Origin of the sequence: Pseudoalteromonas sp. SR41-4 (genome assembly GCF_014163985.1) — a bacterium.
GTDB lineage: Bacteria > Pseudomonadota > Gammaproteobacteria > Enterobacterales > Alteromonadaceae > Pseudoalteromonas > Pseudoalteromonas rhizosphaerae.
Map to the genome: position 1 here is coordinate 1 of NZ_JACJEI010000019.1, position 14,242 is coordinate 14,242.

Here is a 14,242-nt window from a genome sequence, read left to right on the forward strand (position 1 = left end):
AATCAATAGCAACTAAATTACAATGTGCCATGTATGGACTCCTAATTTGGTAAAAGATTCTCTGCAGTTTCTTTATACCGTACTCTCCCGTTAATGGGGAGGAGTCCATACATCTGCTACGAATACATGGCTCTAATGCTCTTCATCAAAGATTTGAATTTGATTGCGGCCTGATTTTTTTGCTACGTAGAGTGCGCTGTCGGCGGCGAGGATCATCATATCTGCGGTGGTATGTTTATCTGGTGTACAGCTGTAACATCCGATGCTGAGGGTGAGGTGGTCGGCGATGTTTGAATTTGGGTGCAGGATATTTAGTTGACTGATTTGCTGTTGCAGTAATTTGGCAAATTTTAAACAGTGGGTTTTATCAATGCTGGGTAACACAATTGCAAATTCTTCTCCGCCGTAGCGGGCTGCTAAATCACCTTGTCGCTTACATAAGTTATGTAGTGCATGGGCAACTTGTTTGAGCGCTTCATCGCCTTGCTGGTGGCCATGATTGTCGTTATAAAGTTTAAAATAATCGATATCACAAATGACTAAACTCAATGGTTGATTTGAGCGTGTTGCACGTTGAATTTCATTAAGTAATGTTTGATCAAAACAGCGACGATTGGCGATATTTGTTAGGCTGTCGAGGTTTGCTTGTGATTGCAGTTCTTGGTTGACCAATAGTAATTGTTGTTGAGCTTGCTCTAAGCGTTGTTTATACAGAACGTTTTTGAGTGCATTGGCAATAATTTCACCCACCAGTTTGATCCGCATAAGATCGGTGTCGGTCCAGTGGCGTATATGTGTTACGCAATCACAGCCAATAAAACCAAACAAGGAGTTCTCAGAGCGAAGCCCAATGCATAAAACAGATTTGATCCCTTCGGATTCAAATTCAGCTTTTTCGGCTGCAGCGGCTGGAGGGAGTAAATTAACATTCGGTACCTTAAAAACGTGCTTTTCGTTCATCATAGTAAAAAAGTACGGTAGTAAATCTTGCTGAATACCTTGCAGCTTTTCTTTAAATGGCTTGATCTGTGTATTAACCCATTCATGGGTATTACTCATTTCTTTGCCGTCTTCGCTAAATTGAAATAAATAGCTGCGGTCAGCATCACAAAATGTACCTATGGTTTTTAAAGCACTTTCGATTTGTTGGTCTAGATTATCTATCTGTATATCAATTAGTTGCGTTGATATTTTTGCTATTACTTCGTCAAAGTCAGCTTGCACAGAACACGATGAGTGTGATTTTAACACCAGCATCATTAATTGTGGGCCAATTAGACTGTAGGTGACTGTTACACAGGATATTGTGTGTTTTGTGGCGATATTATAGGTTTGTTCGGTGTTATTTTGGGGAGTTAAAAAGGTGTGATAATCAACAATCGTGTGGTTTTCTGTTTGTTTAATAGATAAGTGCTGAAACGCTTTTTCTACTGGACTTATTGCCGGCATTAAATTTAGTAACTGTTGGCTCAATGCATTGGCGTGCAGCGTGTCTGTTTGTTGATCAAACAATACGATTGCAAGTGGTAAGGCTTGTAAAGATTGCCAAATTTCGTCTACAGAATACTGTCTCACTGGATTTCCAACTTCCTATTAACAAATTAAGCTTACATTCAATTTTAAGAAAATGGTACTTTAATTAGCCGTTTTATATATAAATTAACTCGATATTAAGTTTTTAGTGCGTTTGACTGATGGAAGTACTACAATTGATACTGTATATCATTACTCTTTTAACGTTTTTTAGAATGATGACTCTTAGCACACTAAAGCACAGGTAAAACCGCCTTTCATGACCGACATTACAACTCACCAAGCATCACGACGCAGATTATTAATTGCATTAGCCATCACTAGCTCATTTATGATTATCCAAGTGATTGGTGCCTATTATGCAAACTCTCTTGCTGTATTAGCCGATGCAGGGCATTTATTTGTTCATAATAGTTCTTTATTTATTGCTTTGATCGCATCGAGCTTAGCGATTCATTTAGCTAAAAACTACAACGATGGTTATCAAAAAGCAGAGTTGACCGGTGGTTTGATCAATGGCTGTTTATATTTGGCGATCAGCCTGGTGATTTTATACGAAGGCGGCGAGCGCTTTGTACATCACCATGAAGGACAAGGGCCAGTTGTAAATAGTTATTTAATGTCGGTTATTGCCGCCACTGGATTTTTATTTCACGGTGCCGCAGCATGGGTATTATATAAAGGTAGAAAGGCCAGCTTTAATGTTTATGCGGTATTTTTACATTCATTTTTTGATTTGATTTCAACCGTGTCTACGTTTATCGCCGGTATACTTATTTATCTAACGGGTTGGAGTGTTATTGATATTTTATCAAGCATGTTGATTGCGTTATTTGTTTTGTTTACAGGCGTAAAAGTAATTGTTGGTTGTGTTAAAGGTCTGCGTTTAAATAAAGCAAAACTACCTGATGTGGCCGATATTGAAAGTGCCATAGGGCAAGTTGAGCACGTAGAAAATGTACATAATGTTACGGTTATGCGCCGCGATAAGGAGTTAGTTGTAGGGGCGCATGTGGTACTTAAACAACATTGCACTAAAGAAAAACATGATGAAGCATGTCGACTTAAAGTTGAGCAATTGTTAGCCCAGCAATTTAATGTTGGTAATAGCGTTTTACAAATCGAAAGCCATGGTTGTCAGCATTAAATACAAGTAGTTAACTTGGCAAAATGCGTTTTTTCTTTTACTTTTAGATATAGTCTATTTTATTCGGAAGCAAACATTGCCGTTTTCTCAGCATCGATATTTTGCATTTAGCTGCACCATACTTTTGGGCGTGTTGGCCGGCTTTGTTAATTTACTGCCATTTTGGTTTCTAGACAGCTCTGAATTTTTATTTGGTCAGCTTTTTGTTTTAATTTGTTTGTTGCTATTTGGCTTACGCTACGCGTTAATTGCTTGCGCTATCAGTGCGGCTTTTATTTTTTATCGCTGGGGGCATTGTTGGCCATCAATCGTATTTGTTGGCGAAGTACTTTGGCTGTATCATTTTAGCTTTAAAGCCGCACGGCTGCTGTTTATCCGCGGTATTATTTATTGGCTGTTAATAGGTATTCCACTGCTGGGGCTAATTGGTTATTTTATCATTGAGCTACCCATACTTGCTATAGTAACAGCCTTAGTTAAGTACTTCTTAAATGCCGCTATTGTTTTATGTGTTATTGATTTATTGAGCTTTTTCTTTATTCAGCAGGTATGGCAAAAGCGACCAAATTCGTTGTATAAAATTCTTAATTACATTGTAAGCATTCTCATCATTTTAGTGGTGTTATTAACCTCCATTGTACTTACCAACAATCATTACGCGCGTATCGAATACGAAGTGAAGGCGCAGCTTTCTGAAAAATCTGAAGACATTGCCGAAAAAATCGACCTGTATTTAAATGACTATCGCCGTGGCATCGTATTAACTGCAAAAGCCATAGAGCAGGGGGTTGATAAACAGTTAGCACTGAGTCATTTGATGGCACTATACCCTAACTTTCTTACATCAATGGTTACGGATGAAAACGCAATTGCGCGGATATTTTACCCACTTAGTTTACAAGAAAGCTTAAAAGGTATCGATTTATCGGTTGCCGATCGGGATTACTTTACAATAGGTAAAGACTCGCCAACAGGCTATATTTCTAATGTTTTTAGGGGCCGAGGATTTGGTAATGAACCTATTGTTGGTGTTGCTGCACCAGTGCATATTAACGGGCGTTTTCGGGGAGTTGTTGAAGGCTCGTTAGTGTTGGGCTCATTTTTGCAATTTAGGCCAACCATATTTGATAATGATGGTGAATTGATAATTCTTGATGCCAAAAAACACGTGGTATTTAGCACCTTGCCTAATCATTATTCGGTATTGACTCAGCTCACTGAAGATAAATTTACCCAGTTAAAAGGTGATCAACAAGCCATTATGACCACCGACATTGATGGTGAACAATATTACGTAAAAATATATTTATCACAGCATCAAGGCTGGTATGTGGCAAGCTTATTAAAACGTAAATACGCTAATCTTGTGGCGGCAAGTGCGTGGGGGCAATCACTGTTACTGACTTTTGTGGTGATTATTTTGATCAGTATTTTTATCACCCAGTTGAGCCGTTGGTTGGTAAGGCCAATAGAAGAGCTTACCGAACAAATCGATGCCTTTGATCCTAAAGCTGATATCAGTGATTTACAGACTCAAAATAATGCGTGGCTGGAAGTACTGAGTTTACAGCAGCAATTTGCAACTTTAGCATTTAAATTGACCAGCAACTTTAAAGATCTAGAACAAGTAAATACTGAAAATGCAGCACTTAATCTGCATTTAAAACAGTTTAATGTAGAGTTAGAGTATCAAGTAAATGAAAAAACAGATGAATTAGTTAAAGCTGTGGCAACTGCAAATCAGGCCAGTAAAGCTAAATCACAATTTTTAGCGAATATGAGTCATGAAATTCGCACCCCGTTGAACGGTATTATGGGGCTGACTGATATTTTACTTAATGCTGATGACGTGAAGTTGGAATACCGTGAACAGTTGCAAATGATACAGCAAAGCGCAAAAAATCTATTATTGATTTTAAACGATATTTTAGATTTTTCTAAAATTGAGGCGGGGGCGGTCAAACTAGATATTCATATAGTTAATGTACGAAAACTGCTTACCCAGTTAGCGCAGGTGTTTACAAATACTGGCGTACAGCCAGGCGTTGAATTTGTCTTAAATATTGCCCCGTCAGTACCAGATGTAGTGCAGTTAGATTCACTAAGGTTAAGCCAAATTGTCAATAACTTGTTGAGTAATGCAGGGAAATTCACGAAAACTGGTAGTATAACTATGAACATTGATTATGCTGATAATCATTTGTTTGTGGCTGTAATAGACACCGGTATTGGTATTTCTGGGCAGCAGCAATCATCGTTGTTTAGTGAGTTTACTCAAGCCGATATTTCAACCACGCGGCAATATGGTGGTACTGGTTTAGGCTTGGCTATTTGTAAGCGAATAGTTCAGTTAATGGGGGGCAAGCTTAAATTACACAGCGAGATTGGCAAAGGCAGTTGCTTTACTATCACCATTCCTGTTGAGGTGGCGCAACTCAGTGACGAAGTTGACATACAGCAAAACATCCCTGATTTAACTGGATTGAAAGTATTACTGGTAGAAGATAACCAAATCAATCAAATCGTTATTGCTAAAATGCTCAGTGATACTCATTGCACCTTAGAGGTTGCTAACGATGGTGAAAAAGCACTGGCGTGCTTACAACACAACATGGCCGATATTATTTTGATGGATTGCCAAATGCCTATTATGGATGGGTACCAGTGCACAGCTGAAATCCGTAACAATGGTGCTCAATTTGGCCCTGTGGTTATTATAGCCATTACTGCTAATGCTTTTGAAGACGATCAAAAACGTTGTTTAGAAGTGGGTATGGACGATTTTATTGCCAAACCGGTCGATCGTGCCCAACTTTTTCAATGCCTTAAAAAGTGGGCTGATACATTGAGTTAACTAGCTATGTAGTTTGCAATTTCTCTTGCAGTGCTTGGATATACGCATCGCTAATGAGAATCTCGGCAGTTGTTGGTTTTGCAAAGTAATAGCCTTGAAGGTCATCGCAGCCGATACTGTTTAAAAAGCGTATTTGCTCAATTGTTTCTACACCCTCTGCAATGCAATACAGATTTAGGTTTTCAGCTAAGGTATGGATTGTTCTGATAATTGACTCATTATTGCTATCTCGCCCGATATTACGCACAAAGCTTTGATCAATTTTAATCACATCAATTGGAAATTGACTTAAATACGTTAAAGATGAATACCCGGTGCCAAAATCATCCAATAACAATTTAAAACCAGCGCTTCTGAGTGCTTGCAGCTGCTTAGCCGCTTTGTTTTTGTCATCAAGCAAGGTGTTTTCGGTGATCTCTAAACGTAACTGAACAGGTTTTATATGATGCTGATTTAGAATAAGTAATAAGCGTTCGGCTAAATTAGACTTTAAAATATGCACTGGTGATAAGTTTAAAGATAGGTAAAACCGCGGATTAGCTTTAAATAATGGTGCGAGATCTTCAAGTGCACGGGTCAGCGCTTGCTCGGTGAGTACATCGATTAAACCAGTTTCTTCAGCAATAGGAATAAACACTGCTGGGGATATCAATTCAGCCTGATGCTGCCAACGCATTAAGAGCTCTACACCTTTGATTTTTTTACTTTTATTGTTAACAATTGGCTGGTAATTATTAAAAAACAAATCGTCCTTGTAGGCGTCTTTTAAAGCATTTTCGAGCAGCAGCTTTTGGGTGATTTGGTTATTCATTTGTTCAGTGAAAAACTTAAAGCCGTTGCGGCCCGATTGTTTTGCATGCATCATCGCTATATCGGCATTACGAATAAGCTCATCGGTGGTATCGGCATCAAATGGGTAGAGTGCCACACCGATACTGGCCGAGATATTAATTGCAAAATCGTTGATCACCACCCGTTTTGCAAGCTCTGCAGTTAGGCTACGTACTAAGTTACTTAAACTTTGTGGTGAGTCTAAGTTTTTAATCAATAACAAAAATTCGTCACCACTTTGACGCCCGACAATGGCATTATTATCAAGCATGCTATTCATTCGATGGGTAATATCACATAATAGCTGATCGCCAACCGCATGACCAAACGAGTCATTCACCGGTTTGAATTTATCTAAATCTATAAACAGCAAAGCAACAAGGCTCGCGCGCGTATCGGCATCTTTGATCGCATGCGATATCTTTTGATACATTAATGTTCTGTTTGGCAGCTTAGTTAATGGATCATAGTTTGCCAGATAACGAAGCTCATTTTCAGCACGTTTTTGCTCAGTTAAATCAGAAATAACTACCACATAATAGCTCACCACATTACTGTCTTTTGCCACTGCGGTAATACTGATATGAATGGGGTGCGACGGATTTATCTTAGTTTTTATATATGCGTCACCGCGCCAGTTCTGCTTTGGCTGCAATGATTTTAGAATATTGATGAAGTCGACATATTGTTTTTTACCCAGTGCCGCTAAAAACCTTTTTAGCTCAAGCTTTGCTGGTTTTTTTTGCATTGAGAAGGCTTCAGCAAAGCTATTATTAACAGAAAATGGAATGAGTTGACTGTCTAAAATAAGTAGCCAATCGTTTATTTGACTAAAGGCTTCACCTAATACCGCAGCTTGATGTGCTGTAGCACGCTGCTCTGTAATATTAGTATAAATTCCAGCTAATCTTGTAGGATAGCCTTGCTCATTCGTTTCTATCACTTTACCTATGTCGTGGTACCAAAGCCAGTTTCCATTAGCATGTTGAAGCCGATACGTGACCTGCCATTGTTGAGCATTTTTTTGAGTGATGAATATATGCCAATCATGCAGTATTTTGCGCTTATCATCAGGGTGTATTAATGCGCAAAAATCGTCAAAATTAAACTTCTGAGGCAAAGTTTGATAGCCTAGTTCGTGTTTTAAGCGCTGCTGTTTTATCCAATGTGCGCCAATATCAACTTCCCATACACCGCTTTTACTACTGTTTAAAGCAAGCTCAGTTTGTTGTTGTGATTGCAGTATTTCATCATGAGTATGCTTAATAATGCGCTGACGAGAGCGGTATTGCCAAAAAATAACAAATAGCACTAAAAACGTAAGTAATAAATAAAGACTTATTGCAAGAGGAGAACGCCACGGGGCATAAGCAACGTTAAAGTTAAGCGTTTTTTCATCACCGAGGCCTGAGTCATTTAAGTTATATGCTGCGATTGTAAGTTGATAATCACCAGCAGGAAGTTTAGTAAAAAAGACTTTATTGTTATTTAGCTTTTCATAGCTTAATTTACTTGGGCCAGTTAATGACACCTTATAGCGTGTTCTATCAACATTTTGAAAATCAAAGTTGGAAAAACTAACTTCTAAACCCATGTCTTCATCAGTCAGTTGTAAAGGCTGGTTGGCGTATTGCAATGGATGATAATTAAGTGAGCGTGAGAGTAACGATATATCGGTGATTTCAGTCACAGTGCTGTCACGATCATTAGGGACGGATAAAAAGTCTTGTGGGGCGAGTGTTAGCACGCCACGTGTGCTGCCAAAGGCTAAGCGGCCATCGTTTAACAGTGTATGTGAGTCGATATTAAATTCATTCACAGTTAAGCCATCTTTAACAGTATATGCATTGAGTTGCATTGAACTTAAATCGAGCCGATAAAGGCCATTTTTACTGCTGATCCATAAAAAGCCAAATTGGTCGATTTGCAAAGCGACAATTTTTTTAGTTTTAATGCCATTACTGAGGTTTATACGGTGTTTTACTTCATAGCTGTTGGCGTCAAGACCAATTAGCCCTTCTTGGGAAGAGGCAAGCCATAGCGTATTGTTATAATCGATCACCCAGTCATCAATAGTGACATAATTTATTGGGTTATAATTTTCAACTTTGTATATTAAGGTGAGTTTTTGGCTAGACTCATTATAACGATATAACGCCCCAGATACGCTGATCAAATAGTCATCGGGTTTATTAGGTAACGGTTTTAAAAAGGTGTGCACGTTGACGGGATCTAACTGCTCTTTGAGTCCTTTAATTACGTTAGTCTGACCACTGTTTCCATCATACAGGAAATAATCATTCTCGCTAAAAAATGCAAAGGTATCAGTCGTGATTTGGTGATAGCTATAAGCTGGGCCGCTGTCGATAATGGCTTGTGTATTGCCTTGCATTGGTAGAGCTATTTTTTGTTCGGTTTTTTTGTCAAATAAAGCAAGACCATCATAAAGTAGTAACCACAAATAACGATCTGGCTCATTTAAGTGTGCCGAGGCAATGCCATACACAGCAAATTGGCCATAAAACGCTTTAGTGTCATTGCTGACTAAGTAAGTTTTCTTTGTTGTCCCATCTTGGCGCATTTTGGCAAGACCATTATCGGTGCCCAGCCAAACGTTATGATTGTCTTGGTAAACAGCAAAGATCACATTACTGTGCAATTTATCATTACTGGTGATTTGAATATTGCCAAAACGCCTTGCTAAAGTTGACCAAGTAAAAACACCTTGTGAGCGCGAGGCAAGCCACATAAGCCCTGTTTTATCGACCATTACATCTAAAATCGTGTTGTCGGTCATGTTGAATTTACTTTGATCAAAACGAAGAAGAAACTCATTGTGATCAGTATGGCGATGGTATTCATACAGACCATCCTCGGTGACTATAAATTCACCATAAGGGGTATTAACGTAGTCCCAAATATTATGTTCTGCAAGCAGCGTTTTTACGTTGTTGAAGTCTAGTAACTCATTGTTATTAAATGCAATAGAATAAAAACCTTCGACCGTGCCAACCAGCAGGCCAAGCTGCGAGTCGACGGTTAAAAACTTGATATTATTGTTATCGAGGTTGAGCTTATCCTTGGCAACTAAAGGTATTTTAGTTATATGTTCATCAATTAATGATTTAGAGTACAACCCATCAGTGGTGGCAATATACAAAAAGTCATTATGAACAGTAATTGCGCGGACAAAATTATCATCTTTACTGATTGAAAACTCATGGGTATAGGTATTTTTTTGTGGATCAAAGGCATACACATGTTGGTTAATGGCGTAATAAAACAGCTGCTGATGTTCGGCGATGGCAAAAATAGGAGAAAAGTGTTTATCTTCAGCGTTTAACTTACCTGAATAAACTTTACTGACTTTAAGTGTCACAGGATCTATAAGAAACGCACCAGAATATTCAGTTGATACAAAAATATCGCCATTGCTTGTTTCAAACAACAGAATAATCGAGAGTTGATCCAGTGTGTATTCACCAGAGAATATTTTTACTTCGTAGCCATCAAACCGGTTTAAACCTTGCATCGTTCCGATCCAAATAAACCCTAGTTTATCTTGCAGTGTGCTAGTAACGTGGCCTTGTGATAACCCTTCATCAGTGGACAAGCGTTGTAATTGCTGAGCATAGCTTTGAGCACTTGAATTAACACTAAACAAAGTGCATAAAATACTAAATAAAATGAAAAAAAAGTTATTCAACCGCACTTATGATACAGCTCCCCTGAGGTAAAATAGTTGTTATCCGTTAGTAAATATAGCATAACAACTTACAGTTTAATTAAAGAATTAACTTTATATAACAAATCACTTATGCTGTTAGTTATGTTTAGATTACAGGATGTTCACATTGCCTCATTCATTTAATGCTCACACCATGCAAAGTCTGCTGTTAGTTGTCGATATTCAAGACAAATTAAGTCCTGCGATGCCTCGGTATGAACAAGTAAAACAGGTCACAGTGCAATTAGTAAAAGCCGCACAATTGTTGCATATTCCTATTTTAGTCACCGAACAATATAAACAAGGGCTTGGCGAAACTGATCAGCAATTAAAAGCTCAGATTGGGCAGGCTGAATACTTTGATAAAACCCACTTTAGCGCGTGTAAAGAGGCTGGTTTTTTAGAGCTTATTGCTAGCTATAAACGCCCGCAAATTATTGTAGTTGGTATGGAAGCGCATGTATGCGTATTACAAACTTGTTTAGATTTACTGGCGCAAGGTTATCAGGTGTTTTTAGTCATGGATGCGGTTAGTTCGCGTAATGATCTGCACCGCGATTTAGCTATAGCTCAGTTAAGACAAGCAGGTGCTGTGATCAGCTGCGCTGAAAGTGTGATTTTTCAATGGACCGAAGTGGCAGCGACACCTGTATTTAAAGAGATTTTAAAGATTGTTAAATAAGCTTGGCAACAAGAAGAGAATAATTTCACTTCGGCATTGTAAATGATAGTGGTTTTTATTATCATGCCGTAAATTATTTTGATTGCTGTATAAATATCAATGAAACCTTCTTTAATAGCATTAGCCCTAAGTTCTATTACCATTACGCCTGTTGTCGTTGCTGCGCAAACAACAGCAGCAGGATCTGCAACTGATGAGTCTACTGTTGTAAAAAACGACATAGAAACCATTTCAGTCGTTGGACGAGCGTTTTCACTGTATCGCCCAACAGAATCAACGTTTGGTACTCGTACCGATACGCCGCTAGAGAAAATTCCACAGTCAATTCAGGTTATTCCGCAAGCGTTAATCAGCGATCAGGCTGCACGTCAAGTAACTGATCTGTACAGCAATATTGCGGGTGTTAATGGCTTTAGTTACTCAGGTGTTACGTTTCGTGGTTTTCGCCAAGATGAAATTTTATACGATGGTGTAAAAGGTGACCCATTTAGTGGTTTTGCGGTACCACAGTTGTTTAATATTGAGCAAGTGGCTGTTTTAAAAGGCCCTAGTGGCGCTGTGTACGGCAGTGGTAACCCTGGCGGGATCATTAATTATATGACCAAAAAGCCCAGCTATGATAGTAAAACAACCGTTGCAGTTGAACTGGGTAATGATGATTTTTTTAGTGCCGCAGTCGAATCAACGGGCAGTGCCAATGACGCACAGACCCAAGCCTACCGTGTTGGTATTTATAAAGATTCAGATAAACCATTTCGTGAAAATACCAGCGAAGATAATACTATTATTGATTTAGGCTATCGTTTTGATTTTAATAACGACACTAATCTGGTATTGCAATATACCCATGTTGATCAAGATCTAGGCGGCGCTAGATTACGTGGCGTGCCAGTGGATAAAAACGGTAACTTCATTGCTGACATTAGTTGGAATCATAATGAAGCAACGGATTATCAAACTGTTATTGCTGACGTGTTTCAAGCAAGTTTTCAGCACCAATTTAATGAGGTATTTCGCAGTGATATCACTGCGCGTTATTTTAGTAACGATGCCAATCAAAACTATCATGAGCCGCGTGGACTAAGTGACACAGATGGCGATGGAGTACTGGATTGGAGCGAGCGCGAATTTCGTGATCAACAACGCGAAAATACCGGGCTTAGTTTTACTGCCAATTTAATTGCTGACACTGAGCTTGCCGCTATGCAACATGTGATGCTGGTGGGGGTAGATTGGTATAAACATGAGTTTGAATCAGCATATAGAACAGCTGTACAAGCCAGCAAAGGCGGCCCAGTGCCAGGGATCTCAATATTAAATCCTGTGTATGGACTGACTTCAAAAGATGATTATGATTTAGCAAACGTAACGCCGCGTTTAGCAAGTACTGAGTCAACACGTATTGGCCTGTATGCACAAGACCAAGTTGATGTTACCGATAAATGGAGTGTTACGGTTGGCTTACGGTACGATCGTTTTGAAGACACCGATGTGCTTAATAACACCGAGTTTTCAGACAGCGATGTGACGTATCGTATTGGCACAAGTTATAACTTAAACGATACTTTTTTCCCTTACGCGCTGTATGGCACAGGCTTTATGCCACAATCGGCCAGTAACCAAAATCAAGATGTAGGCGGGCCATTTAAACCTGAGCACAGCAATATTCGTGAACTTGGTTTACGTACTAAGTTACTTGATGACTCGTTGGCTGTGAACATGGCAACCTATCGCATTATCCGTAACAATATTTTACAAGCCAGCACTGAGTTATCAGACACCGGCGTTGATCAAATGGAAGCGTTAGGCGAAGTTGATAGCCGAGGCTTTGAACTTGAGATTGTTGGTGATATCACTGAGCGATTAGTGATCACAGCAAGTTACGCATACAACGACACGCGTATTGTTGAGCAAAGTGAAAAATTTTCCGCGCAAGCAAAAGGCAGCGATAAATTTGCCAATGCGCCACAAAATACCGCAGGGTTGTGGACGCGTTATGAGTTACCGCAGTTGCACTCATCAATCGCGGCAGGTCTTGATTATGTTGATGAACAAGTCAGTTTAGACAGTGATAAAGTACAGCCGTATACCGTTTATAACATGGCTTGGAAGACTGAATATCAACAATGGGTTTGGCAGCTCTCAGTTAAAAACGTGTTTGATAAAGAGTATGCATCAAGTGGCTTTATAACTCGTGCTGGGCATTTCCCGGGGGAACCACGCCGCGTCTATTTGTCGGCTAAGTACACATTCTAAACTGACAATTTCGTACTATGAAAGCAAAGCAGTGGTTTAACTTACATGCTTGGGCAGGGCTCTTGGTTGGCAGCTTGTTATTGATAACGTGTTTATCTGGCACGTTGGCAACCTTGAGCCACGAAATTGAATATCTTAGTGATAGTAAATTTCGTGCCCTCTCGCATTCCCCTAATACTGACTTTGCTGCAATTGAGAATACACTTGCCCAGCGTTATCCTGGCAGCCAAATCATTAGCATATTGCGCCATCAGCAACCTTACTTAGCAACCGAAGTGTCGCTTAAGTGGCAGCAACAGTTTTTGTTTGTGTATGTTGATGGTGCGACGGGGCAATGGCTTGGCGAAGGTCAGTGGGGGCGAGTATCGCGCTTTTTACGTAACTGGCACATGAATCTATCGATGGGTTGGACTGGTAAGTTGATCGTCACGAGTTTAGCCATTCCCTTGGTTATTTTAGTGGTTACTAGTCCGATTGTTTATCGCCAGTGGTGGCGACATTTTTTAAAAAAGCCACGGCAATTAAAAACAACCAATCGTAGCAGCTGGGCTGATTGGCATAAATTACTGGGGCTTTGGAGTTACTGGTTTATTGTGGTCATGGCCATTACTGGCGTGTGGTACTTAGTTGAACACACCCTACAAACAGCCAAAATTGACCATTATATAAAAACCCCCGCAGAGGTTACGGATCTACAAACTGACGCCGCGCATCCGCCAGCGATAAGTGTCATGGTAAACGCGGCGCAATCAGCGTTTCCAAGTTTACAGATTCGCGCTATACAATACCCAACAAAGGAAAACAAACCGGTTGTGGTACTGGGCGATAATGATGACGTTTTAGTACGTTTACGAGCTAATAAAGTGTATTTAGATCCAGCTTCAGCAGATGTACTGGCAATTCAAAAAGCCGCAGATTTAGCTATTGTCGCGCGCATTAAAGATACCGCAGATCCTTTGCATTTTGGCAACTTTGCAGGGCTAGGTACGAAGTTAATTTGGGCTGTGTTTGGTTGTTTAATGACCTGTATATGTATGGCTGGATTGTATATGAATTGGCTGAGAGTAAAGCGTAAGCAGCGTTCATTATTGCAATGGTTTGGTATCATGGGGGCAGTAAGTGTTTTATTAGTATGTTGTTCGCTACTTCTCACAACGCAAACATTTAGTGTACGCCAAGCACCAGCAAAACTATATTCGCCGGTGCTGTAAC

The 14,242-nt window shown here is 39.6% G+C and carries 7 protein-coding genes; 5 read left to right on the forward strand and 2 right to left on the reverse strand.

The window, feature by feature from the left end; genetic code table 11:
- Positions 1–132 precede the first annotated feature (132 nt).
- On the reverse strand, positions 133–1,575 hold the full coding sequence (locus H5180_RS15050; protein ID WP_182758493.1) for a diguanylate cyclase domain-containing protein: 1,443 nt from the start codon (positions 1,573–1,575) through the stop codon (positions 133–135).
- Positions 1,576–1,792: 217 nt separating this feature from the next.
- On the opposite strand from H5180_RS15050, the gene H5180_RS15055 reads away from it, so the two are divergent.
- Positions 1,793–2,680: a cation diffusion facilitator family transporter gene (locus tag H5180_RS15055; RefSeq protein ID WP_145236287.1), complete on the forward strand. Its 888-nt coding sequence runs from the start codon at positions 1,793–1,795 to the stop codon at positions 2,678–2,680.
- A gap of 76 nt (positions 2,681–2,756) precedes the next feature.
- Positions 2,757–5,534 (forward strand): ATP-binding protein, encoded by a 2,778-nt coding sequence (locus tag H5180_RS15060; protein WP_145236284.1) that lies wholly within the window; start codon positions 2,757–2,759, stop codon positions 5,532–5,534.
- 4 nt (positions 5,535–5,538) lie between these two features.
- Here the strand turns inward: H5180_RS15060 and H5180_RS15065 are convergent, their stop codons facing one another.
- The gene (locus H5180_RS15065) at positions 5,539–10,077 is read right to left on the reverse strand and encodes an EAL domain-containing protein (RefSeq protein ID WP_310736505.1); all 4,539 of its coding nucleotides are present in this window, start codon (positions 10,075–10,077) and stop codon (positions 5,539–5,541) included.
- Positions 10,078–10,210: 133 nt separating this feature from the next.
- Here H5180_RS15065 and H5180_RS15070 point away from each other — a divergent pair, with 133 nt between their 5' ends.
- The 3 genes from H5180_RS15070 to H5180_RS15080 all read left to right on the forward strand — a co-directional run bounded on the left by H5180_RS15070 (position 10,211) and on the right by H5180_RS15080 (position 14,241).
- Positions 10,211–10,774: a hydrolase gene (locus H5180_RS15070; protein ID WP_145236281.1), complete on the forward strand. Its 564-nt coding sequence runs from the start codon at positions 10,211–10,213 to the stop codon at positions 10,772–10,774.
- 99 nt (positions 10,775–10,873) lie between these two features.
- Positions 10,874–13,030, forward strand: coding sequence for a TonB-dependent siderophore receptor (locus tag H5180_RS15075; protein ID WP_182758495.1), 2,157 nt, complete (start codon positions 10,874–10,876; stop codon positions 13,028–13,030).
- Positions 13,031–13,047: 17 nt separating this feature from the next.
- Positions 13,048–14,241 (forward strand): PepSY domain-containing protein, encoded by a 1,194-nt coding sequence (locus H5180_RS15080; protein WP_182758496.1) that lies wholly within the window; start codon positions 13,048–13,050, stop codon positions 14,239–14,241.
- Position 14,242 lies beyond the last annotated feature (1 nt).